The 20,210-nt window shown below is 65.7% G+C and carries 17 protein-coding genes; 3 read left to right on the forward strand and 14 right to left on the reverse strand.

Features of this window, described 5'->3' with window-relative positions; genetic code table 11:
• Positions 1-12 precede the first annotated feature (12 nt).
• Both SJ05684_RS26950 and SJ05684_RS26955 read right to left on the reverse strand, forming a co-directional pair.
• Entirely contained in the window at positions 13-1,122 is a 1,110-nt protein-coding gene (locus tag SJ05684_RS26950) for an enolase C-terminal domain-like protein (RefSeq protein ID WP_034855335.1), read from the reverse strand.
• The gene (locus tag SJ05684_RS26955) at positions 1,122-2,879 is read right to left on the reverse strand and encodes a thiamine pyrophosphate-dependent enzyme (protein ID WP_034855336.1); all 1,758 of its coding nucleotides are present in this window, start codon (positions 2,877-2,879) and stop codon (positions 1,122-1,124) included. Before SJ05684_RS26955 ends, SJ05684_RS26950 begins: the two co-directional genes overlap by 1 nt.
• Before the next feature lie 259 nt (positions 2,880-3,138).
• Between SJ05684_RS26955 and SJ05684_RS26960 the strand changes: the two genes are divergently transcribed.
• Together SJ05684_RS26960 and SJ05684_RS26965 are read left to right on the forward strand one after the other, a co-directional pair.
• Entirely contained in the window at positions 3,139-3,582 is a 444-nt protein-coding gene (locus SJ05684_RS26960) for a PPC domain-containing DNA-binding protein (RefSeq protein WP_034855338.1), read from the forward strand.
• A 3-nt stretch (positions 3,583-3,585) separates the two neighbouring features.
• Complete coding sequence (locus SJ05684_RS26965) at positions 3,586-4,608, forward strand: SDR family oxidoreductase (RefSeq protein WP_034855340.1); 1,023 nt, start codon at positions 3,586-3,588, stop codon at positions 4,606-4,608.
• A 6-nt stretch (positions 4,609-4,614) separates the two neighbouring features.
• Here SJ05684_RS26965 and SJ05684_RS26970 read toward each other — a convergent pair whose 3' ends face one another.
• The 11 genes from SJ05684_RS26970 to SJ05684_RS27020 all read right to left on the reverse strand — a co-directional run bounded on the left by SJ05684_RS26970 (position 4,615) and on the right by SJ05684_RS27020 (position 15,981).
• The gene (locus SJ05684_RS26970) at positions 4,615-5,643 is read right to left on the reverse strand and encodes a trans-3-hydroxy-L-proline dehydratase (protein ID WP_034855342.1); all 1,029 of its coding nucleotides are present in this window, start codon (positions 5,641-5,643) and stop codon (positions 4,615-4,617) included.
• Between the two features lie 12 nt (positions 5,644-5,655).
• Positions 5,656-7,344, reverse strand: a complete 1,689-nt coding sequence (lhpI, locus tag SJ05684_RS26975) for a cis-3-hydroxy-L-proline dehydratase (RefSeq protein WP_034855343.1) — start codon at positions 7,342-7,344, stop codon at positions 5,656-5,658.
• Entirely contained in the window at positions 7,341-8,342 is a 1,002-nt protein-coding gene (locus SJ05684_RS26980) for a 4-hydroxyproline epimerase (RefSeq protein WP_034855345.1), read from the reverse strand. The genes lhpI and SJ05684_RS26980 overlap by 4 nt, the downstream gene beginning before the upstream one ends.
• 14 nt (positions 8,343-8,356) lie before the next feature.
• Positions 8,357-9,601 carry an NAD(P)/FAD-dependent oxidoreductase gene (locus SJ05684_RS26985; RefSeq protein ID WP_034855347.1) on the reverse strand — a complete coding sequence of 415 codons (1,245 nt, stop codon included), beginning with the start codon at positions 9,599-9,601 and terminating at the stop codon, positions 8,357-8,359.
• 102 nt (positions 9,602-9,703) lie between these two features.
• Positions 9,704-10,657: a dihydrodipicolinate synthase family protein gene (locus tag SJ05684_RS26990; RefSeq protein WP_034855349.1), complete on the reverse strand. Its 954-nt coding sequence runs from the start codon at positions 10,655-10,657 to the stop codon at positions 9,704-9,706.
• 154 nt (positions 10,658-10,811) lie between these two features.
• A complete protein-coding gene (locus SJ05684_RS26995) occupies positions 10,812-11,543 on the reverse strand; it encodes a GntR family transcriptional regulator (protein WP_034855351.1) in 732 nt (243 codons plus the stop codon).
• A gap of 88 nt (positions 11,544-11,631) precedes the next feature.
• On the reverse strand, positions 11,632-12,891 hold the full coding sequence (lhgD, locus tag SJ05684_RS27000; protein ID WP_244426644.1) for an L-2-hydroxyglutarate dehydrogenase: 1,260 nt from the start codon (positions 12,889-12,891) through the stop codon (positions 11,632-11,634).
• Positions 12,892-12,966: 75 nt separating this feature from the next.
• Positions 12,967-13,932: a YihY/virulence factor BrkB family protein gene (locus SJ05684_RS27005; protein ID WP_050980034.1), complete on the reverse strand. Its 966-nt coding sequence runs from the start codon at positions 13,930-13,932 to the stop codon at positions 12,967-12,969.
• Positions 13,933-14,019: 87 nt separating this feature from the next.
• The gene (locus SJ05684_RS27010; protein ID WP_034855352.1) at positions 14,020-14,988 is read right to left on the reverse strand and encodes a DUF3618 domain-containing protein; all 969 of its coding nucleotides are present in this window, start codon (positions 14,986-14,988) and stop codon (positions 14,020-14,022) included.
• The gene (locus SJ05684_RS27015) at positions 14,985-15,404 is read right to left on the reverse strand and encodes a phage holin family protein (RefSeq protein ID WP_034855354.1); all 420 of its coding nucleotides are present in this window, start codon (positions 15,402-15,404) and stop codon (positions 14,985-14,987) included. Before SJ05684_RS27015 ends, SJ05684_RS27010 begins: the two co-directional genes overlap by 4 nt.
• Positions 15,397-15,981, reverse strand: coding sequence for a hypothetical protein (locus SJ05684_RS27020; protein WP_034855356.1), 585 nt, complete (start codon positions 15,979-15,981; stop codon positions 15,397-15,399). Before SJ05684_RS27020 ends, SJ05684_RS27015 begins: the two co-directional genes overlap by 8 nt.
• 304 nt (positions 15,982-16,285) lie before the next feature.
• Here SJ05684_RS27020 and SJ05684_RS27025 point away from each other — a divergent pair, with 304 nt between their 5' ends.
• Positions 16,286-17,056, forward strand: coding sequence for an SDR family oxidoreductase (locus SJ05684_RS27025; protein WP_034855358.1), 771 nt, complete (start codon positions 16,286-16,288; stop codon positions 17,054-17,056).
• Here SJ05684_RS27025 and SJ05684_RS27030 read toward each other — a convergent pair.
• Positions 17,050-19,929: a cation-translocating P-type ATPase gene (locus SJ05684_RS27030; protein WP_085939082.1), complete on the reverse strand. Its 2,880-nt coding sequence runs from the start codon at positions 19,927-19,929 to the stop codon at positions 17,050-17,052. The genes SJ05684_RS27025 and SJ05684_RS27030 overlap by 7 nt on opposite strands.
• Positions 19,930-20,210: the final 281 nt, after the last annotated feature.

Below are 20,210 nucleotides of genomic sequence, written 5' to 3' on the forward strand. Positions count from 1 at the left end.
CGGTCATCCGGCTCACAGGGCGTACTTTTCCGCGTCCTTGTCCTTGAACGCCAGGCCGAGGCCGGGGCGAGTTAGATCCGGCCGGATCGTTCCGCCCCGCGGCACCGGGGAACCGTCGAACAACATCCGTTCGATACGGACATGATCATGGAACCATTCGACATTCATCAGCCGCGGTGCCGCCGCCGCGACCGGCAAGTGCAGGGCCGGTGCGGTATGGGCGGACAGCGGCACGTTGTGCGCGTCGGCGAGTGCAGCCGCGAGAAGGAAGCCGGTGAAGCCGCCGCAGCGCGTGGCATCCGCCTGCAGCACGTCGACGGCCCCCGCCCCGAGCATGTTGCGGAAGTAGAAAGGCTCGTAGCCATACTCACCGGCGACGATGCGCATCCCCGGCGGTCCGCGGTCGCGCATGAGGCGCAGGCCTTCGAGATCGTCGCTCGACACCGGCTCTTCGAACCAGGTCACCCCCAGCTCGGCGCTGAAAGCCGCAAAGGCCAGAGCCTCCTTGCGGTCGAAGGCGCCGTTGGCGTCGATGTAGAGCTCCGCTCCGCCAATTGCCGAACGGGCGGTCCGCAACCGCTGCAGATGGTGGTCGGACGGCCGCCCGACCTTCATCTTTACAGCGCGGCAGCCGTCTCCATCGACCCAACCCGAGAGCTGTGTGGCGAGACGCTCATCGGGATAGGAGGTGAAACCGCCGCTTCCGTAGATCGGCACCGCCTCCCGCGCGCGGCCGAGAAGCCGCACGAGCGGAGCCTCGATGAGCTTCGCCTTGAGGTCCCACAGCGCCACATCGACGGCCGAGATCGCCGAGGCGCAGATGCCCCGCCAGCCGAGATTGCGCACGGCACCGACCATCTCCTTCCAAAGGCCTGGTATGTCGAAGGCGTCCGCATCCTCGACGACCTCGGCAAGGACACCGTCGATGACCGCGCAGGCGCCGGTGCTGGTATAGCTATAGCCGAGCCCCGTCTTGCCGGCGGCGGCGATCTCGACCAACACCAGGGTAGTTGCCTCCCATTCCAGGGTGCCGTCGGCCTCCGATGCGTCGGTCGGGATCCGGAACGCCCGGACACTCGGCCGCGAAAGGCGGGCTTCCGGCCTGCGTGCGTCTTCGCCCATCACACAAGCTCCCGCACCGTATCCGAAACGATGGTGAGCGCGATCTTGCCCCGTGCCGGCGTGCCGCGGGCGAGCGACTCCGCAAGGCGTGCCGCCTGTTTCAGAGTTGCCTTCGGCGGCATCGGCGGCTCATGAGGGTCGACGACTGCCTCGACGAGCACCGGGCCAGGCGCGGCAAGCGCCTCACGCAGGGTCTCGGCACATTCGGCCGGATCCTCGATGACGAAACCCTTCAGCCCGAAGCCCTTGGCCACGGTGGCGAAGTCGATCGGCTGCAGGTCGCAGACATATTCGGGATTGCCGAGGAAGACCATCTGCTCCCATTTGATCTGGCCGAGCGTATTGTTCTTGATCACGACGATCTTCACATCGAGATCGTATTTCACGCAGGTTGCAAGTTCGCCCATCAGCATGGTTAGCCCGCCATCACCGATGAAGCAGATGACCTGCCGCCCGGGATAGACCGCGGCTGCGGCGATCGCGTAGGGCAGACCGCAGGCCATGGTGGCGAGGTTGCCCGAGCAGGAGAACTGCATGTTGCCCCGGATCATCAGGTGCCGGGCGGCCCAGGTGGTGATGGTGCCGGAGTCGGTGGCGATGATGGCGTCGTCCGTCAGAAGCTTATTGAGCTCGTGCGCCACCACCTGCGGCTTCATCGGCATGTCCTGCCGGGTGCCGCGCTCGGCCATCAGGTCGCGCCACTCCTTCATGCCAGCCTGCGCCGTCTCGAGGAAGGAGCGATCCTCGCGATAGTCGAGCCGCGGCAGCAGCTCCGCCAGCACCTTGGCCGTATCGCCGATGAGCGCCGCCTCGACAGGATAGCGCAAGCCGACGAGCTGCGGATCGAGCTCGATCTGCACGGCGCGCGCCTGCCCCGGCTCCGGGTAGAATTCAATATAGGGAAAGTTGCTGCCGGCGATCAGCAGCGTGTCGCATTGTTCGAGCGCCTCCTGGGAGGGCCTGGTGCCGAGCAGACCGATGCCGCCGGTGGAATAGGGGCTGTCGTCCGGCAGGACGGCCTTGCCGAGCAGCGGCTTGACGACGGGCGCGCCGAGTCGCTCCGCCAATGCGGCGATCTCCTCCCGAGCGCCGAGCGCGCCCTGGCCGGCGAGGATCGCCGTCTTCTTACCGCCATTGAGGATGGATGCGGCGCGGGCGAGTTGGTCGTCGCTCGGAAGTTGCGCCGAAACCGCCATGAGATCGGAGACGTGCTCGGCCACGTTGCGCTTGGAGCGACGGCTCGCATCGACCGGCATGGATTGTATATCGACCGGCATGGTTATGTGCGCCACGCCGCGATAGGCAAGCGCCGTGCGGCAGGCGAGCTCGACCGTGTTCTCCACATGGTTCGTCCCCATGACCCGGGCATTATAGACGCAGACGTCGACGAACAGCTTGTCGAGCTCAACGTCCTGCTGGGTGTAGGTTTGCAAAAGGTCGTGGAACTGCAGGCCGGTAATGGCAAGCACCGGCTGGCGATCGAGCTTGGCGTCATAAAGCCCGTTCAAGAGGTGGATGCCGCCGGGGCCGGATGTGGCCATGCAGACGCCGAGCCTGCCGGTCCACTTGGCATAGGCGCATGCGGCGAGCGCCGCGGCCTCCTCGTGCCGCACCTGGATGAAGCGAATCTGGTCCTGCCGGGTGCGCAGTGCCTCAATGAGGCCATTGATGCCGTCGCCCGGAATGCCGAAGATCGTATCGACGTTCCAATCGATCAATGTGTCGACGAGGATGTCGGCTGCAGTTGGTTTGGCCATCGCTATTCTCCGGATTTCTAAGGAACAATCGCTGTCGGCTTGATCGGCCGCCCTCCCCCGGTCGCTCCCCCGGTCGCTGGCCCCTGAGGCTAAACCAAGCTCCAAAGCTTATGTTCCCGGCGGAAGCGCCACGAACCCGGCGACGGAACAAAGCCCGTCCGCTCGGGTTTGCCGGGCGAAGCTGCGCGACGCGGCGGGCAAATTCGTCAACTGCCGCACGGACCACCGCACCGGCGGCTCCATCCGTGGAGGTCAAATCATGCAGAGCAAACTTCTCGCCGAGATCGACGGCCAGCGCACCTTTGCCCTCGTGCTGGAAGCGGGCGATAGGGTGATGGCGTGCCTCTCGGACTTCGCCGAGCGCGAGCAGCTGTCGGCATCGCAGTTCTCGGCGATCGGCGCCTTCAGCGACGCGGAAATGCGCTATTTCGACTGGGAGGCAAAGACCTATCTTCCAATTCCCGTGCACGAGCAGGTGGAGGTCGCAACACTGAACGGCGACGTGGCGCTTGCTCCGGACGGGAAACGCGCGATCCATATCCATGCCGTGCTCGGAAGACGCGACGGCAGCGCGATTGCCGGCCATCTCGCCGAGGCGCACGTCCGGCCCACGCTCGAGGTCGTGCTCACGGAATCCCCGGCACATCTGCGCAAGAAACACGACCCGGAGACGGGGCTGACGCTGATCCACCCGGAGGCATGAATCATGACCGCACGCGCTTTCAGAACCAGAGGAGATGTCGTCGTCGTGACCGGAGCATCGGCCGGTATCGGCCGCGCGACCGCGCGCCGCTTCGCTCGCGCCGGCGCCGCCGTGGCCCTGATCGCCCGCGATGCCGCATCGCTCAAGGAAACGGCGGCGGAAATGGAGGCGATCGGCGCGAGAGCCCTGGCGATTCCGATCGATGTCGCCGACGCGGACGCCGTCTTCGCCGCCGCTGAAGAGGTAGAGGAAAAACTCGGCCCCATCGACGTCTGGGTGAACAACGCAATGGCAACGGTCTTCGCGCCGGTCGCGGACGCGACGCCTGAGGAGTTCCGGCGCGTGACGGAGGTCACCTATCTCGGCTACGTCTACGGGACCATGGCGGCTCTCCGACAGATGCGCCGCCGCAACCGCGGGGTCATTGTCCAGGTCGGATCCGCGCTCGCCTATCGCGGCATTCCACTCCAGGCGGCCTATTGCGGGGCAAAGCACGCCATCCGCGGCTTCACCGATTCCTTGCGCTGCGAGCTTCTGCACGAGAGCAGCGGCATTCGCTTGACAATGGTGCAGTTGCCAGCTGTCAACACGCCGCAATTCGACTGGGCCCGCACCCATCTCGACCATGAACCCCGTCCGGTTCCGCCGGTCATCCAGCCGGAAACGGCGGCGGCAGCCATTTTCAAGGCCGCGCACCAGCACAATCGCGAAGTCTGGGTGGGGCTCAGCACCGTCAAGGCCATCCTCGGAAACGTCGTTGCTCCGGGCTTTCTTGACCGCCTCCTGTCAAGACAGGCTTTCGAGGCGCAAGAGACGCAACAACTTTTGCCGGCCGACCGGAAGGACAATCTCGAAACCCCCGTGCGCGGCCTGCACCGCACGCGGGGATCGTTCGGCACCGAGGCCAGTGCCTTCGCACCCGTCGTCTCCGGCGAGGCGGCACGCATGGGTGCCGTTTCGCTGTTTCTCGGGCTGATCGCCGTCGGCAGCTGGCTCGCCACGCGGCGATCGGCGCCGCGTAGGTAGCGTATATCAGCGCGCCCCCCAGGTGTCGGTCAGGCGATAGCCCTCCGGCCACGGATCCGACGGATCCAGCATGTGCTGGTGCATGCCGGTGATCCAGGCGCGGCCCGAGATTTCCGGCAGGATGGCCGGCCGGTCGCCGACGGTGGTCGTGCCGACGATGCGGCCGGAAAAAGTCGAGCCGATCAGCGACACCGCCGTCAGTTGCTCCCCCTCGGCCATCTTTCCGCGCGCCTTGAGTACGGCCATGCGCGCCGACAGCGCGGTGCCTGTCGGCGAGCGATCGACTTTGCCCGGCTGGATCGCCACGGCCGCACCGGTGCGAAGGCCTTCTTCACCGCGCTCGATGGCGCCGGCGAAGAGGCAAAAGGAGAAATGCGTCCAGTCGGGATTTTCCGGGTGATGGAAGCCGAGTTGCGCGTTGGCCGCGTTGGTGATCCGGACGCCGAGGCGGGCAATGTCATGCGCCTCGTCCGCGGTGAGCCCGAAACCCATGGAAGGCGCATCGACGATCACGAAGCTGTCGCCGCCATAGGCGGTGTCCACGGTGAGCGTGCCGAGCCCCTCGACCTCAAGCCCGGCGTCGAGCCGGTCGGCAAAGCTCGGCAGGTTCCGGACGAAAATACGTTCGGCCTTGCCGTCGCGGCACTCCGCGCGCACCCGGACGAGCCCGCCGGGTGCTTCGAGCGTGATCTCCGTCACCGGCTCCTTCATCGGCAGGATGCCGCTGTCGAGCAGCACCGTCGAGACGCAGATCGAATTGGAACCCGACATGGGCGGCGTGTCCTCCGGCTCCATGATGATGAAGGCTGCGTCGGCTTCCGGGTGTTTCGGCGGCACCAGCAGATTGACGTGGCGGAAAACCCCGCCGCGAGGCTCGTTGAGGACGAAGTTTCGCAGGCTCTTATCGCGGGCGATCCAGCGGCTCTGCTCCCAGATCGTCTCGCCGGGCGGAGGCGCGACGCCGCCGACGATCACGTCGCCGACCTCGCCTTCCGCATGGGCAGAGATCACATGAATGGTCTTGGTGCTGCGCATCGAAATCTCCTCTCAGGAAAGCCAATCCGGCAGCCGTGCAGGGACGCGCCCGGTCAAAGCCGCCTCGACGCAACCGGCGAGGCTGCCGAAACGGACGGGGCGACCGGAGAGAGCGGGACCGTAATGGGCGTATTTGCCGGAGTTCGTCATCACCGCGCGGGTCCGCGTCGGGAAGACAGGCTCCGAGATCGAGCACCAGCAGAGGTCGGGCAGGACCTCCACGCCGCTCGCCTTGAGCCGCGCGAGCGTGCCTTCGCTGCGTGCGGCCGCGATCACCTCCTGCCCCGCCGTGACCACCACGGCGACGCCCGGGTGCCGCCTGCGGCCGGCGAAGACCTCGGCCAGCGCGCGACATTCCGACAACGACGCGTGCGGGCTGCCGATGGCGACGAGTTGCACCTCCTCCGGCCCCTCGTTCAGGAGCGACCAGGCCGCGATCATGTCGGCACGCGTGATCCTCGCCCCGTCCGCATCGGCAGCGGCGCCGTCCGCCCCGGGCGTCACGCCCTCGATCTGCAGCATCGGCGCGGCCGACGTCGTGCCGAAGGCAGCGCAGAGCGCCTTCAGGTCATCGCGCGAGGGCTCTGCCGGAGCGAGACCGCTGAGGAGCGGAATGCGATCGGGAGCCGCCCGACCGGCGAGATAGCCGATCAATGGCCAGAATGCATCGTCCACCCCATTCGGCAGGTCCACGTCGATTACGCGCCGGGCTTTGCGATGATGATCGAGATAAACGCCGGAGCGTGGCGCCCGCCCGGTAAGCGCGATGCAGAGGTCCAGGAAATCGGGGTGCTTGGCGGTGCGGGCGCCGAGTACGCTGTTGGCGAAGATCACGGCATTCGATTCCGCCCAGGCGATCACGTCGCCGGCCCCGGGCGCACCGTAGAGCAAATAGGGCGCGCAGGTGAAGGTCGGCCGGCATCCCATGCGGACATAGGCGTCGGCAAGCCGCGCCGCGGCATTGCCGAATGCCGGCGGCACGCCCTGCTGCTGCCAACCGGCATAATCGACGGAAATGGCGTTCATGGTGGTCGGCACCCGGACCTTGGCACCGAGTCCTGCCATGGCCTCGGCAAAGGTCAGGTTCGCGGGGCTCGCATAGATGCAGCCGTCGATATGGCCGCGGGTCACGTCCACGAGATCGCGCGCGCCCTGCCCGACCGCCATGGCGCAGACGATGCGCATGGCCTGCTGCACCGCAATGCCCTCTCGCCCGTCCAGCATGGCCCGATCGGCCTCCGAGAGGTCGAGCGCGGCGGTCGCGGGCGGGGAGACGGGAATCGTCAGGCCGTCTGCTTTGATCGCCTTGTCGCCAATCCGAGCGGACTCCGCCCGCGCAAGGGCCGCGAATGCATCCGGCGCCAGGCGCAGGACCGGCAGCGTCCTTCCGAACATTTCAGACGCGACCAGCGCCCCGAGCGTCAGCACGTCCTCGGCTTCCGAGAACACCAGCGCGGCGGGAGCACGGCCCGTCAGCACGAGGTCCAGGAGCACGCCCGATCCCGAGCAGGACCCGCGGCTCGACGGCATCATGAGAATGGACCCGCTGAGCGCGACGCCGTGCAAGGGGTGGTGCACGTCGATGACACGCCCGCTCGCAGGATCGACCCCGCCCCAGAAGCTCAGCGCCTCGCGCGCGAAGATGACCGGCCCCTCGGCCGAACCCCCGAGAATGCCGCGCGCCGCTTGCTGCTCGATCATTTCACCACAAAGCCATGCGCGAAGGGATCGCGGTCGTCGATGAAGATGGTGTTGTAACCGGTCATCCGCGCCCAACCGGCGATCGAGGGGATGATCGCATCGCGACCCGCGACCGTGGCCGCCGCCTCGACCCGGCCCTTGAAGAGCGAGCCGATGATCGATTCATGGACGAATTCGTCGCCGACCTTCAGCTTGCCCCTGGCGGCGAGTTGCGCCATCCGGGCGGAGGTGCCGGTGCCGCAGGGCGACCGGTCGATCGCCTTTTCACCATAGAACACCGCATTGCGGGCATGGGCGCCCGGCTGCGTCGGCTTGCCCGTCCACTGGATATGGCTCAAGCCCCGGATCTGCGGATGTTCGGGATGGACGAATTCGTATTTGGCGTTGAGGGCTGCCCGCAGCTTCGGACTCCAGCCGACAAGTTCCCCCGCCGTGTGGTCGGCCATGTCGCGAAAGTTCTTCTGCGGCTCGACAATGGCATAGAAGTTGCCGCCATAGGCGACGTCTACGACGATCTCGCCGAGCCCCTCCACCTCTGCCGTCAGCCCTTCGGCATGAAGGAAGCCCGCAACATTGGTAAGCCGCACTTCCTCGACGAAGCGTCCCTCCTGCCGATAGGTGATGTCCACCCGGCCGGCCGGCGCATCGATCGACAGTTTTCCGGGCTCGCGCGGGGTGATCAGGCCGTTTTCGATCCCCATGGTGATCGTCCCGATGGTGCCGTGTCCGCACATGGGCAGGCAGCCGGAAGTTTCGATGAAAAGCACCGCCACGTCGCAATCCGGCCGCGTCGGCGGATAGAGGATCGAGCCCGACATCATGTCGTGGCCGCGCGGCTCGAACATCAGGCCGGTGCGGATCCAGTCGAACTCGCGCAGGAAATGCGCCCGCTTTTCCAGCATGTTGGCGCCCTCGAGACGCGGACCGCCGCCCGAAACGAGCCGGACGGGGTTCCCGCAGGTGTGCCCGTCGATGCAGGAGAAGGTATGGGTGGCCATGCTCGAAACCTCTGTCAGAAGCGTTGCGGCGAAAAGGATGCGATGTCGATAGCGGGAGGCGCTCCGCTCAGCAGATCGGCGACCAGCCGTGCGGTGCCTGCGGATTGGGTGAGGCCGAGATGGCCGTGGCCGAAAGCATATATCACCCTCGGCGTCGCACGGGCGCGGCCGATCGCCGGCAGGCTGTCAGGCAACGAGGGGCGGAACCCCATCCACTGCACACCGCCCTCGGGCTTCAGCCCCGGCAGGAAGGCCTGCGCCTTCTTCAGCATGGCCTCAGACCGGCGGAAATTCGGCGGCATTTCGAGACCGCCGAGTTCCACGGCACCGCCGACGCGGATGCCGGTCGACAGACGCGTGACGACGAAGCCGTGGCCGCCGAAGGTGATTTGGGTGCGCAGATCGAAGGCATCGGATGGAAGCGTCGTGTTGTAGCCCCGCTCGGTCTCGAGCGGGATGCGCTCGCCGATCGTTCGGGCGATCCGGTGGGAGAAAGCCCCCGCCGCAAGCACGACTTGTGCCGCTCGCCGGGCTCTTCCGTCCGCACTCAGCACGTCCACCCCGCCCTCGACCGGCTGAAGCGCCATGACCTCCGCCCGCTCGATCGCGCCGCCTTTGGCGCGGACGTGATCCGAAAGCGCCAGCGTATAGAGCTTCGGGTCGGAAATGGAGTACCAGCCTGGCGTGAAGGTCCCGCGGGTGAAGCGCGGCGCGAGGCCCGGCTGGATCTCGGCCATGCCGGCCGCGTCGAGGTGGTTGAACACGATGCCGTGCTCCGCCCGCGCTTTCCAGCCGCCAAGCGAGGCCTTGAACTCCGCTTCGCCCTCATAGACCTGCAGGTTGCCCTCCTTGCGCAGCATCGGCATCGTGCCGGTCCGCTTCAGGAACGGCTCCAGTTCGGCCTTCGAGAGATCCATCAAGGCCGTTTGCGCCGCGGTCGAACGGGCGACTCGCCCGGGCGCGCAGGCGCGCCAGAAGCGGAACATCCACGGCGCGATCCTGAGTGCGTAGGCGGGGGGCACCGTCAGCGGCCCGAGCGGATCGAGAAGCCATCTCGGCGCCTGCCTCAGGATTCCCGGCGAGGCGAGCGGCAGAATATCGGTAAAGGCGAAGGCGCCGGCATTGCCGGCGGAAGCCCCGGCCGCCGGTCCCTCACGGTCGAGCACGGTGACCGACAGCCCGCGCGCCTCAGCAGCGACCGCCACAGACAGCCCGACGACCCCGGCACCGATTACGATGACGTCGGCTTCGCCCGTCATCGCCGGCTCGCAGCACGGTAATCGCCTTTGGGGGTGACCGCCATTCGAATTTCCTTTCTGCGAACCGCGTCAGCGTGGAGCGTCCGACTTTCGGGCCACGCGCTAGGCTTCCACGGCGCCGGAGCACTTGCTCCACTCGGCATACCAGCTGTTGAACAGCTTGAACTGTGCCTCCACATAGCCGCGCTGGCTATCGGTCAGCGCGTCGGTTTCATTGAAATGAAGGGTATATTCCTTCTCCCCCTTCAGCACCATCATGTGCTTGAAATAGAGGACGAGGTCCGGGCCTTCGTCGAAGGAGGAGAGGACCGCGAGCGCCTGCTCCAGCTCCTGGGCACGCCGGCGCGCTTCCACGTCGCCGCGGGCGGCAGCCTCCGACAGCCTGCAGAGATGGATCACCTCCTTCGGCAGAACGTTGCCGATGCCGGTGATTGCGCCGGTCGCGCCGCAATTCACGTAGCCGTGGAGGACGGCGGTGTCGACACCGATCATCAGGGAAACGTCGTCGTCACGGCTGGTGATGTGTTCGGCCGCATAGCGCAAGTCGGCAGGCCCGCCGAATTCCTTGAACCCGACGAGATTCGGATGCTCGGCGCGCAACGCGAAGAACAGATCGGCTCGGGTCGCGAAGCCGTAATAGGGGCTGTTGTAGATCACCGCCGGCGTGTTCGGCGCGGCGGAGAGGATCGCCTTGAAATGCGCCTTCTGCGCCGCGAGCGAAGGCCCGCGCGAGAGGACCCGCGGGATCACCATGAGACCCTCAGCGCCCACCTTCTCGGCATGCGCCGCATGCGCGACAGCCGATGCGCTGTTGACGGCACCTGTGCCGACGATGACGGGCACGCTCGCCTGCACCAGCCGTTCGACGCCCTCCATTCGCTGCGCGTCCGTCAGGAGCGGCCAGTCGCCCATCGAGCCGCAATAGACGACCGCGGACATGCCTTCTCCGATCAGTTCCTTGCCCTTGCGGACCAGGGCATCGAAGTCCGGGCTGCGGTCTTCCTTGCAAGGGGTCATCAGCGCCGGCACGACACCGGAAAAAATCTTCGCTTTCATTCCGCAAACTCCTGTTGGCTCTCGCGCATCGGCCCGAAAGTCAGCACCGAATTTCGGAAGGCTCGATGCGTCTATTCAAAGATTTACAGCGGGAAAAAGGCGCCGCCACCGGCACTTCGTCCGACCGAACCGAAGCGATAATACATCTTGTATTTTATTTGTCGACAGAATTTGGAGTGAGGCTGATATCCAGCCGCCCATTGCGGGCGAAAAGCTTCTGTATCTGCTCGACGATCTGCTCGGCATGCGTCCGCGCCAGCCGGTCGGCCGCCTCGACGTCGCGCGCCGCGATGGCGGCGATCATCTCCTCGTGCTCGTCGACGAAGCGCTGCGGCAGCCGGTCGTCATAGGATTGATAGTAGAGCCGCAGGATTCGCCGTCCCTCGTCGAGCAGCCGATTGAAAAGACCGGTGAAATATAGATTGCGTCCGGCCTCGGCGATGGCCGAGTGGAAGGCAGCGTTGGTGGCGATCATAGCCAGCGCATCTTGGGCCTCCACGGCGGCGGCGAACTCCGCCTGGCGCGCGCGGATCGGATCCAGGTCCTCCGGACGATGGTACTCGGCCGCCAATCGCGTCGTTACCCGATACATCAGCACCAGCGCGTCGAAATAGGTGTGCAGGTTCAGAAAGTCGATGTTCGACACCATCGTCGATCGGTTCGGAAGCGTGTCTATCAGCCCCTCGCCTGCGAGCCGCACCAGGGCCTCGCGGATCGGCGTGCGCGACAGCTTGAAGCGCTCGGCGAGCTGCACCTCGTCGATCGGGCTGCCGGGCGGCAGCACGAGATCGAGGATCTCGTCGCGCAAGACGTCATAGACGATCTTGACACCGGAACCGCGCTTGCGTTCCGGGCCGGAAGTGGTGTCGGTACTGCTATGGGTCATCTGGCATTCCTCTTGTCGACAAGAGAAATACGTGCCCGCGCCGGCCGGAGCAACACCGCGATCGCCGGCCTTGCGAATGGTTCTCCGATCAACCCGGCTTCAGGATTGGTTCCTCTGTCTCCCGCATCACCGGTTTCTCGAGCAGGCGATCGACGATCATGCCTGCAATGGGGATGGCGGATGTGGCCGCGGGCGACGGGGCGTTGCAGACATGCAGCATGCGCTCGGACGCCACGAACAGGAAATCATGCACCAGGGACCCGTCGCGCAGAACCGCCTGCGCCCGGATGCCGGCACCCGGCCGCGTCAGATCGGCAAGGGTCAGGGACGGACAATATTTGCGGCATTTTTCGAGGTAGCGCCGTCTGGAAAGAGAACCGCCGAATTCGTCGAGGCCGGAGCGCCAGTTCCTGGCAAGCACGCGCCAGAAGCCGGCAAAGCCGGCCATGTCCGCCATGTCCTTCCAATCCACGCTGCCCTTTTCATAGCCTTCGCGCGCAAAGCCGAGCACGGCATTCGGCCCGACTGTGACGCTACCGTCGATCATGCGCGTCAGATGCACGCCGAGAAAGGGCAGGTCCGGATCCGGGATCGGGTAGATCAGGTGCCGGACGATCCCGGCCCGGCTCGCCGGCAGCGTGTAATATTCGCCTCTGAAGGGCACGATCCGATGGTCGATCGCCAGCCCGGCGAGAAGCGCCAGCCGGTCCGATTGCAGGCCGGCACAGGCGACCAGCCGAGCGGCGCGGAACGTCTCGCCGCCCGCCTTGACCGTGACGCCGCTCTCATGCTCGTCGATTGCGGTCACCCGCGCCTGGAACAGGACCTGGCCGCCTCTCTCGGCGATGTCCACGGCCATGGCCGCGCAGATTGCGCCGTAGGCGACAATGCCGGTGGACGGCACGAACAATGCGCCAAGGCCGGTGATCGACGGCTCGGCAGCGCGCAGCCGGCCATGATCGAAGCGCTCGAAAACGATTCCGTTCTGCACGGCGCGGGCGGCCAGCGCCTCCATGCGTTCCATCTCGAGATCGTTCGTCGCGATGAGAAGCTTGCCGCACTCCTCGAAGGCGATCCGGTTGCGCGAACAGAACTCCTTCGTCGCCCGCGCTCCCTCCCGGCAGAGCCGCGCCTTCAAGGACCCCGGCTGATAATAGATGCCCGCATGGATGACGCCGCTGTTATGGCCGGTTTGATGAAGGCCCGCTCGATCCTCTTTTTCCAGCACGAGCAGCCGGGCTCCCGGCTCGCGCCGAAGCAGTTCGCCGGCCGTTGCCAGACCGACGATGCCGCCACCGATCACGCAGTAGTCATAGTCGTTCGGGGCGACCATCGCGCGCTTCAACATTGCGACCGCCTTCGTTGTGGATTCCGCACCGCCACTATAGGAGGAATGGGCGGCGGAGAGAAAGGGTCGCCTTTGCTAATCCTTCGCGCCGCCGGCCCTGTCCGTGGCGGGCGTGTCGCCTTCGCCGGTCTGCCCGGGGTCCCGCGCCGTCTTGCGTTCCAGCACGGCGTTGAGTTCTGCCCCGACGATCACGATCAGGGTGGAAAGCCAGATCCAGAGCATGAAGCCGATCGCGGCACCCAGCGTGCCGTAGGTCGCATTGTAGTTCGCGAAGTTGTCGATGTAATAGGAGAACAGGACCGAAGCGGCCAGCCACGAGACCAGGCTGAAACCCACGCCCCAGGTCAGCCACTTGAGCTTGCCCGGATCGCGGCTCGGACCGTAGCGGTAGAGCACCATGATTCCGGCGCCGAGAACCAGGAGCAGCACGGGCCATCGCACGAGCTTCGCCACGTTCTCCAGCCAGGGCTCGCCGGGAAACAGCGCAAAGAATGCCGGCAGGACCGCAATCGCCGCGATGAGGACGGCGATGATCAGCAGGCCGCCCAGCGTGAAGCCGAGGCTCAACAGCGTCAGCCGGACGATGCCGCGCTCCTCTTTCTCGTCATAGGCGATGTTCATCGCCTCGAAGAGCGCCGACATCCCGTTGCGCGCGCTCCAGAGCGCTATGAGCAGCCCCACCAGGAAGCCGATGCTGAGGCTCGATGCCGTCTGCGAGGCCAGTGTATTCAACTGGTCCGTGACGATTTCGAGCGACTCGGACGGCAGGACCGCCGAGAGGAAGGAAATCTGATTGGCGATGGTGGCCGGATCCGAGACGAGACCGTAAATCGAGACGAGCGTGGCCAGCCCTGGAAACAGAGAGAGAATGAGATAGAAGGTGACGCCGGCCGCGACCAGCGTCACGCGGTCGTCCCTGATCTGGGCCACAAGACGCCAAAAAACGTCGCGCAGGTCAGTCATCGAGATGGGGTTTCGTCCCCCCTCCGCCTCCTGCCGCGCGTTCATCGTCGCCTCGTTTGCTTTTTCACGAGGATTCATCAGGCGATCCCAGTCCCGATCGTTTGCCGGTCCATCGTTCGCATTGCCAGCCACTGCGTGTGCGTCCCTTAGGACGCACAGCACCGATCATTCCCGCAGCGTTTCCCGCAGGCGCTCCAGGGCGGCGTCGTGCGCTTCAAGCGCGGCATCGCTGGATTTCTGCACGACCTTCTCGGCAGCACCCACCGCCTCGCCGGCCGCTTCACTCGCCCTGTCGGCGATGTCTTCGCGCATCCGGTCCGATGCTTCGCCCATTGCCTCGTCCTCGGTCTCGGTACGGGGCAGCGCGGCTCCGATGGCAGCGCCGACGGCGAATGCGAGCGCCCCGCCGACCAGGGGCTGATCGCGAAAATGCTTGAGAATCGCCGCATTCACGCGGGCGCTCTCCTCTTCCAGCGATCTGCCGGCGTTGCGTACGCTTCCGGCGACGGATCTGCCGGTCTCGGCTATGGAGTGGGCCATGCGGCCAGTCGATTCACTCACCTGCCGCCATGTCCTCGATGTCCAGCCGGTGGCCTCGTCAAACAGGGCGCCGGTCTCGTCGCGTATGTCTTCGATCTGCTTGCCGGCGGCGTCGGCAAAGCCACGATACATCTTGCCGCCTTGGTCGACGAAGTGCCCTGCGCGACGTCCGGTGGCATCGGTGAGCGCCCGGAAGCGGTTGCCCGCTTCATCGGCGAAGTGGCTGTAGCGTTCGCCGAAACTCTCTTCCACGGGGCCGGTGCGCTTGATCAGGCCGTTGACCGTTGCCAGAGGATAGTCGTCCGGCTCGCTCTCCGGTTCGTTGTATTGCGGCGCCCGTGAGCCCGGATTGGCGATCAGCCATGCAATGCTGATCCCGGCCAGCGCGACCGGAATCGGATTCGACCGCAGAGCCACGCCGAGATTGTGCAGATAGTCGTTGCCGCCGCTCGTCCTGGCGTAGTGGATCACCTCGTCCATCAGCTGGCCGGGCGACATGCGATCCTGGATCGCATGCAACCTTGCCTCGATCTTCTCGCGGTCGGCCGCGATCTCCCGCTGCAGCTCGGCAGCCGAGTGCGCGTAAGCGTTCATTGCACTCTCTCCTTCACGACGTCGACATCACGCCGCAACGACGCGGCCGTTCTGTCGAACTTGAAACTGCTGTCCCGCAATGTCGAAAGGCCGCGCGACACCATTGCCCATGCGAGCAATGCGACCACGGCGCCGACGATGGCGGCGGACAGCGCATCGGCATTCGGCTCGGTCATGCCCTGGGCGACGAGAAATGCCGCCAGACCGTGCACGACCGCGGTCAGCAGCACACCGATGGCGCCGATGGCGAAGACCAGTCCGATGAGAAGCGTTTCAATGCTGCCCACGGCGCGGTTGAGGTTTTCGGATGCCTCGGCTTTCGCAAGATCGATTTCCTTGCGGAAGAGCCCGGATATGTCCGTTACCAGCCCCGTCAGAAGCTCGGTCAACGGGCGATCGTCTCGTTGATTAACCATTGCGCAGTACCTCCTGGACTTGATGCGGCCGATCCGGTGAGGGCGATTGTCCGGAGGGCTCCCGTCGGGTGCGGCGTTCCGAAGAGGCGACGAGGAAACGGCTGGCACTCAAACCCGCGATAGCCGCAAGGCCCAGAAAAGCGAGTGGCTGCCTGCGGCCGAAATCTTCGGCCACGGCAGCGATCTCGCCGAGGCTTCGACCCTCCACGTCGCCGGCATATTTGCGAAGCGAATTGCCGATCTGCCTGGCATAGCGGCCAAGCGCCGGTTGATCGGATTGCTCGAGCTCGGCGCCGACTTTCTCGATGGCCGTTCCGACGCCGCTCAATTGGCGTGCCGCCGCGTTCTTCTGGCCTTCCGCCTTGCGGGCGACGTCCGTCTTGACTTGCTCGACCTGTTCCTTGGCAAACCGCCGCCCTTCGTCCAGGTCGTCCCAAAGCGCTTTCTGCAGGTCGCGTTCCGCCCCGCTCTCACCCGTCCTCTCGATGCCTTCGCCCTGTGGAGCGTCGGCACCCGGTGACGTTTTTGGCAGGCCGGATGGATCGCTTGGCACGCGGGGATTGTCTTCGTTGCTCATTCTGGCTCCTCCCGAGATGAGTTGGCCGATTCCTGATTTTACCCGAACAATCAACGCGCGGCCTTGTTCCCTCGGAGAGGAAACAACGTCTGCGAGGACGAGTTTAAGGACCTTTGCAGTGGGCGCCGGTATCCGGTGTCCCGCGCGGGGACCCAGAACTCCTATTCGAGCCGGAAAGAATTGAAGCGAATGCTGCAGCGAGTCGAGGCGGCATGACTGGGGCTTCGCGCTTGACCTCGGTCAATCCGAGCCGGGCCGCCTGTGCTAGTCTGGATTTTCCGTTCCAAACAAGGGAGAGACCGGTATGGACATGGTATCCGAAAAATCCGCTCTCGTGACGGGCTCGGCTGCCGGCATCGGACGTGCCGCCGCCCTGGCCTTTGCCGCTGAGGGAGCAAGGGTCGTGGTATCCGATGTCGACATCGAGGGTGGCGAGCAGACGGTCGCCATGATCGAGGAGCGTGGTGGCGAGGCGTTCTTCGTGAAAGCCGATATTTCGCTGCCCGAGGAGGTCGATGCGCTCGTAGCCAGGACGATCGAACGCTTCGGCCGGCTCGATTGCGCCTGCAACAATGCCGGCATCGAAGGCAAAATCCTTCCCTTGGTCGAGCAACCGCTTGACAATTTCGACCGCATCATCGCCGTCAATCTGCGGGGGACATTCCTGTGCTTGCAAGCGGAGATCCGGCAGATGCTGAAGCATGGCGGCGGTTCGATCGTCAACCTTGCCTCCGTTGCCGGCCTGATCGGCTTTCCTGGCCTGGCGCCGTATGTCGCGTCGAAGCACGGGGTTAATGGGCTTACCAAGAATGCCGCCCTCGAATATGGAAAGCAGGGCATCCGAGTGAACGCGGTCTGTCCCGGCGGCGTCGACACGCGCATGCTCGACTCGCTCGCCGAACAAGCGACCGGTGGCGCGATGACGACGCGCGAAATGATGAACCCGCTGCACCCCATCGGCCGCATTGGAACGCCGGAGGAGATCGCGGAACTGATCGTGTGGCTGTGTTCCGATCGCGCATCCTTCGTGACCGGGGCGAACATCCCGGTCGACGGCGGATTCGTCGCTCAGTAAGCATCGGCCATCCCGTCGTCTGCGCGGCGCCGATGTCGGCCGGCCAGCCTCCGCGTGAAGAACTTCTCGATCTCCCGCAGCCACAGCACGGAACTTGCCGCGGCGGCGCAGAGCGCCCAGTCGCCGATGCCGATCGCAACGGTGGAGAAGGCTGCCTGCAGAAACGGCGCGTAGATCACGGCGGCATGCAAGGCGAGCGAGAGCCCCACCGCGGCCCAGAGCCATCGGTTGGCGAACAGGCCGACAAATGCGCTCTGCTCGTCGGAGCGCGCATTGAAGACGTTGAAGAGCTGGAACAGCATCAAGGTGGTGAACGCCATGGTCCGGCCATAGGCGAGCGTGCCCGAGCCGTCGATGAAGCCGCCCGGAAGTGAGGCGTCGAGTACCAGGATCGTGCCTGCGGCCATGATGGCGCCGACGAAGGCGATCCCAATCCACATGCGCGGCGTGACCACCCCCTCGTCGCGCGGTCGCGGCGGCCTCCTCATCGCATCGGGATCGGCCGGGTCGCCCCCGAGTGCCAGGGCGGGGGCTCCATCCGTGACCAGGTTGATCCAGAGGATTTGAGTGGCAAGCAGCGGCAGCACGATGCCGCCGCTTCCCGCCGCCCTAAGCCCGATCGCTTCTGCCAGGAGCACACCGAAGAACATCGTCATGACCTCGCCGATGTTCGAGGAGAGCAGGTACCGCATGAACTTGCGGATATTGGCGAAGATCGTCCGCCCCTCCTCGACGGCAGCGACGATTGTCGCGAAATTGTCGTCAGCCAACACCATGTCCGAGGCTTCCTTGGAAACATCCGTGCCGGTGATGCCCATGGCGATGCCGATATCGGAGGCCTTGAGCGCCGGCGCGTCGTTGACGCCGTCGCCCGTCATGGCGACGGTGAGGCCCGCACGCCCGAAGGCCTCGACGATGCGCAGCTTGTGCTCCGGGTCGACACGGGCAAAGACCGAGGTCTCCGCAACGACACGGTCGAGGTCCTCATCGGACATGGTCTCGAGTTCGGTGCCGGTCACGGCGCGCTCGTCCTCGGTAATGCCGAGCTCGCGCGCGATCACGGCCGCGGTGCGGGGATGGTCCCCCGTGACCATGACCGGCCGGATTCCTGCCGAGCGGGCGCGCGCGACCGCGCGCCTGGCCTCCTCGCGCGGCGGATCCATGATGCCTATGAGGCCGAGGAAGATGAGGTCCCGTTCCGCCGATCTGCCGTCGGCTCCGCCCAGCTGTCCGGAAGGCAGCGAACGATAGCCCGTCGCAAGCGTTCTCAGCGCCTGCCCCGCGAGTTCTTCGTTGGCGGTCTGAATCTGCGAGCGCCGTTCCTCGGTAAGCGGCCGAGGCTCCGAGCCGACCAGTTCCTGCGTCGAGCGCGACAGGAGCACTTCCGGCGCTCCCTTGGTGAAGAGGCGAAAGGGGCCCGCATCGCCATCCTCATGGATCGTGCTCATCAGCTTCCGCTCGGAGGAGAAGGGGAGTTCATGCACCCGCTCAAAGCGGTCGGCGACCTCCTTGCCGAGGCCCGCCTTGCATGCGGCGACAACGAGCGCCCCCTCGGTTGGATCGCCCTTCACCGTCCAGCGACCTTCCACTTCCTCGATCCGTGCATTGTTGGCGCGGGCGCCGGCGGCCAGTGCAAGCAGCACCTCCTCCTTCAACGCCGCCTCGACAGCCTCGCCTCCGGGCCGGTGCATGGCGCCCTGCGGCGCATAGCCCGTGCCCTCGAATTCGACCGCCCCGCTCGCCGTCACGACCCGCCGGACCGTCATTTCGTTGCGGGTCAGCGTGCCGGTCTTGTCGGAGGCGATGACGTCGGCGGAGCCGAGTGTTTCGACCGCCGACAGGTGCCGGATAACGGCATTGCGCACCGCCATGCGCTGTACCCCGACCGCGAGCACGGCCGTGATGATCGCCGGAAGCCCTTCAGGCACTGCGGCGACCGCGATCGCGACGCCGAAGATCAGGACGTCGAACAGGGCGGTGAGCCCGTCGATCTCTTCGATCAACAGGATCATCGCGATGATGACGGTGGCGATGGCGACGACCGCTGCGCCGAGGAGGCGGCCAACCCGGTCGAGCTCGCGCTGGAGCGGCGTCCGCTGGTCCCGCGTCACCTTGAGCAGGCCGGCGATCCGCCCCATTTCCGTCCGCATGCCCGTAGCCGTGACGATCGCGCGGCCCCGTCCGCGGGCGACGGAGGTCCCGCTGAAGACCATGTTGCTGCGGTCTCCGAGCGCAGCCGCCCGTGCGAGCGGCTCGGTGTCCTTGGCGACCGGCTGGCTTTCTCCGGTGAGCGCCGCCTCGATTGCGCGAAGGCTCGCCGTCTCGATCAGCCGCGCATCCGCCGAAACGGCATCGCCTTCCTCGAGCAGAAGCACGTCCCCGGGCACCAGCTCGGCAATGGCGATCTCCCGCTGCTCACCGCCGCGCAGAACCGTCGATTGAACTGCCGTCATCTGCCGCAGCGCGGTAACGGCTTCGCTGGCGCGTGCCTCCTGCAGGTAGCCGATGGCGGCGTTGAGGAAGACGATGGCCAGGATCGCGATGGCCTCGTAGGGCAGTTGCGTGTCCGGTTCGACCAGCCACAGAAGCCCGGAGATCAGCGCCGCCGCAATCAGCAGCAGCACGAGAACGTCTTTGAATTGGGAGAGAAATCGCCGCCAGCGCGAGGGCGGCTTCTCCTCCGTCAGTTCGTTGCGCCCGAAACGGGATAGCCGCCGTGCCGCCTCCTCGGCGCTAAGGCCTTGTTCCGTGTCGGTCTCGAGGGCGGCAGCGACCTGCCCGACACTCTGGCGATAGGGCTCCTCCTTACGGGCCGAGCCGGCCTCCGAAACCTTTTCAGGGGCTGCCGTCCGTTCTGCGTTGCGCGGCATCATCCTCGCCTTCCGCTGGGAATTGCAGCTCCGCGTCCCTCGGAACGCACAAAGGACGCTGAAAAGCCGTGCATCCGCGTATCGTGCGTCCGAGAAACGGGTTCCGGTTTTCGGGCCGATGCTGCCGTCGGAACGAAATATCCGGCACTTTCGTCAAAATGCCGGAGGGCACCGTCGGAGCGAAATTTAAAATAAGATATGCCCGACCATCCATTCGGAAAGGGTGAGGTGAGCCGATGCGCCTGTTCTGGCGCTGCGGAGCAAACTACTTCTAGCATTGCATC

The sequence above is a fragment of the Sinorhizobium sojae CCBAU 05684 genome (genome assembly GCF_002288525.1).
Taxonomy (GTDB): domain Bacteria; phylum Pseudomonadota; class Alphaproteobacteria; order Rhizobiales; family Rhizobiaceae; genus Sinorhizobium; species Sinorhizobium sojae.

What these genes read in the sequence shown, in the direction of transcription:
- SJ05684_RS27020 (WP_034855356.1), bottom strand. Translation starts at nt 15,981, where the DNA reads ATGAGCAACGAAGACAATCCCCGCGTGCCAAGCGATCCATCCGGCCTG.
- SJ05684_RS26955 (WP_034855336.1), bottom strand. Translation starts at nt 2,879, where the DNA reads ATGGCCAAACCAACTGCAGCCGACATCCTCGTCGACACATTGATCGAT.
- SJ05684_RS26995 (WP_034855351.1), bottom strand. Translation starts at nt 11,543, where the DNA reads ATGACCCATAGCAGTACCGACACCACTTCCGGCCCGGAACGCAAGCGC.
- SJ05684_RS26965 (WP_034855340.1), top strand. Translation starts at nt 3,586, where the DNA reads ATGACCGCACGCGCTTTCAGAACCAGAGGAGATGTCGTCGTCGTGACC.
- SJ05684_RS26985 (WP_034855347.1), bottom strand. Translation starts at nt 9,601, where the DNA reads ATGACGGGCGAAGCCGACGTCATCGTAATCGGTGCCGGGGTCGTCGGG.
- SJ05684_RS26970 (WP_034855342.1), bottom strand. Translation starts at nt 5,643, where the DNA reads ATGCGCAGCACCAAGACCATTCATGTGATCTCTGCCCATGCGGAAGGC.
- SJ05684_RS26990 (WP_034855349.1), bottom strand. Translation starts at nt 10,657, where the DNA reads ATGAAAGCGAAGATTTTTTCCGGTGTCGTGCCGGCGCTGATGACCCCT.
- SJ05684_RS26950 (WP_034855335.1), bottom strand. Translation starts at nt 1,122, where the DNA reads ATGGGCGAAGACGCACGCAGGCCGGAAGCCCGCCTTTCGCGGCCGAGT.
- SJ05684_RS27030 (WP_085939082.1), bottom strand. Translation starts at nt 19,929, where the DNA reads ATGATGCCGCGCAACGCAGAACGGACGGCAGCCCCTGAAAAGGTTTCG.
- lhpI (WP_034855343.1), bottom strand. Translation starts at nt 7,344, where the DNA reads ATGATCGAGCAGCAAGCGGCGCGCGGCATTCTCGGGGGTTCGGCCGAG.
- SJ05684_RS26980 (WP_034855345.1), bottom strand. Translation starts at nt 8,342, where the DNA reads ATGGCCACCCATACCTTCTCCTGCATCGACGGGCACACCTGCGGGAAC.
- SJ05684_RS27025 (WP_034855358.1), top strand. Translation starts at nt 16,286, where the DNA reads ATGGACATGGTATCCGAAAAATCCGCTCTCGTGACGGGCTCGGCTGCC.
- SJ05684_RS27015 (WP_034855354.1), bottom strand. Translation starts at nt 15,404, where the DNA reads ATGGTTAATCAACGAGACGATCGCCCGTTGACCGAGCTTCTGACGGGG.
- SJ05684_RS27010 (WP_034855352.1), bottom strand. Translation starts at nt 14,988, where the DNA reads ATGAACGCTTACGCGCACTCGGCTGCCGAGCTGCAGCGGGAGATCGCG.
- SJ05684_RS26960 (WP_034855338.1), top strand. Translation starts at nt 3,139, where the DNA reads ATGCAGAGCAAACTTCTCGCCGAGATCGACGGCCAGCGCACCTTTGCC.
- lhgD (WP_244426644.1), bottom strand. Translation starts at nt 12,891, where the DNA reads ATGTTGAAGCGCGCGATGGTCGCCCCGAACGACTATGACTACTGCGTG.
- SJ05684_RS27005 (WP_050980034.1), bottom strand. Translation starts at nt 13,932, where the DNA reads ATGAATCCTCGTGAAAAAGCAAACGAGGCGACGATGAACGCGCGGCAG.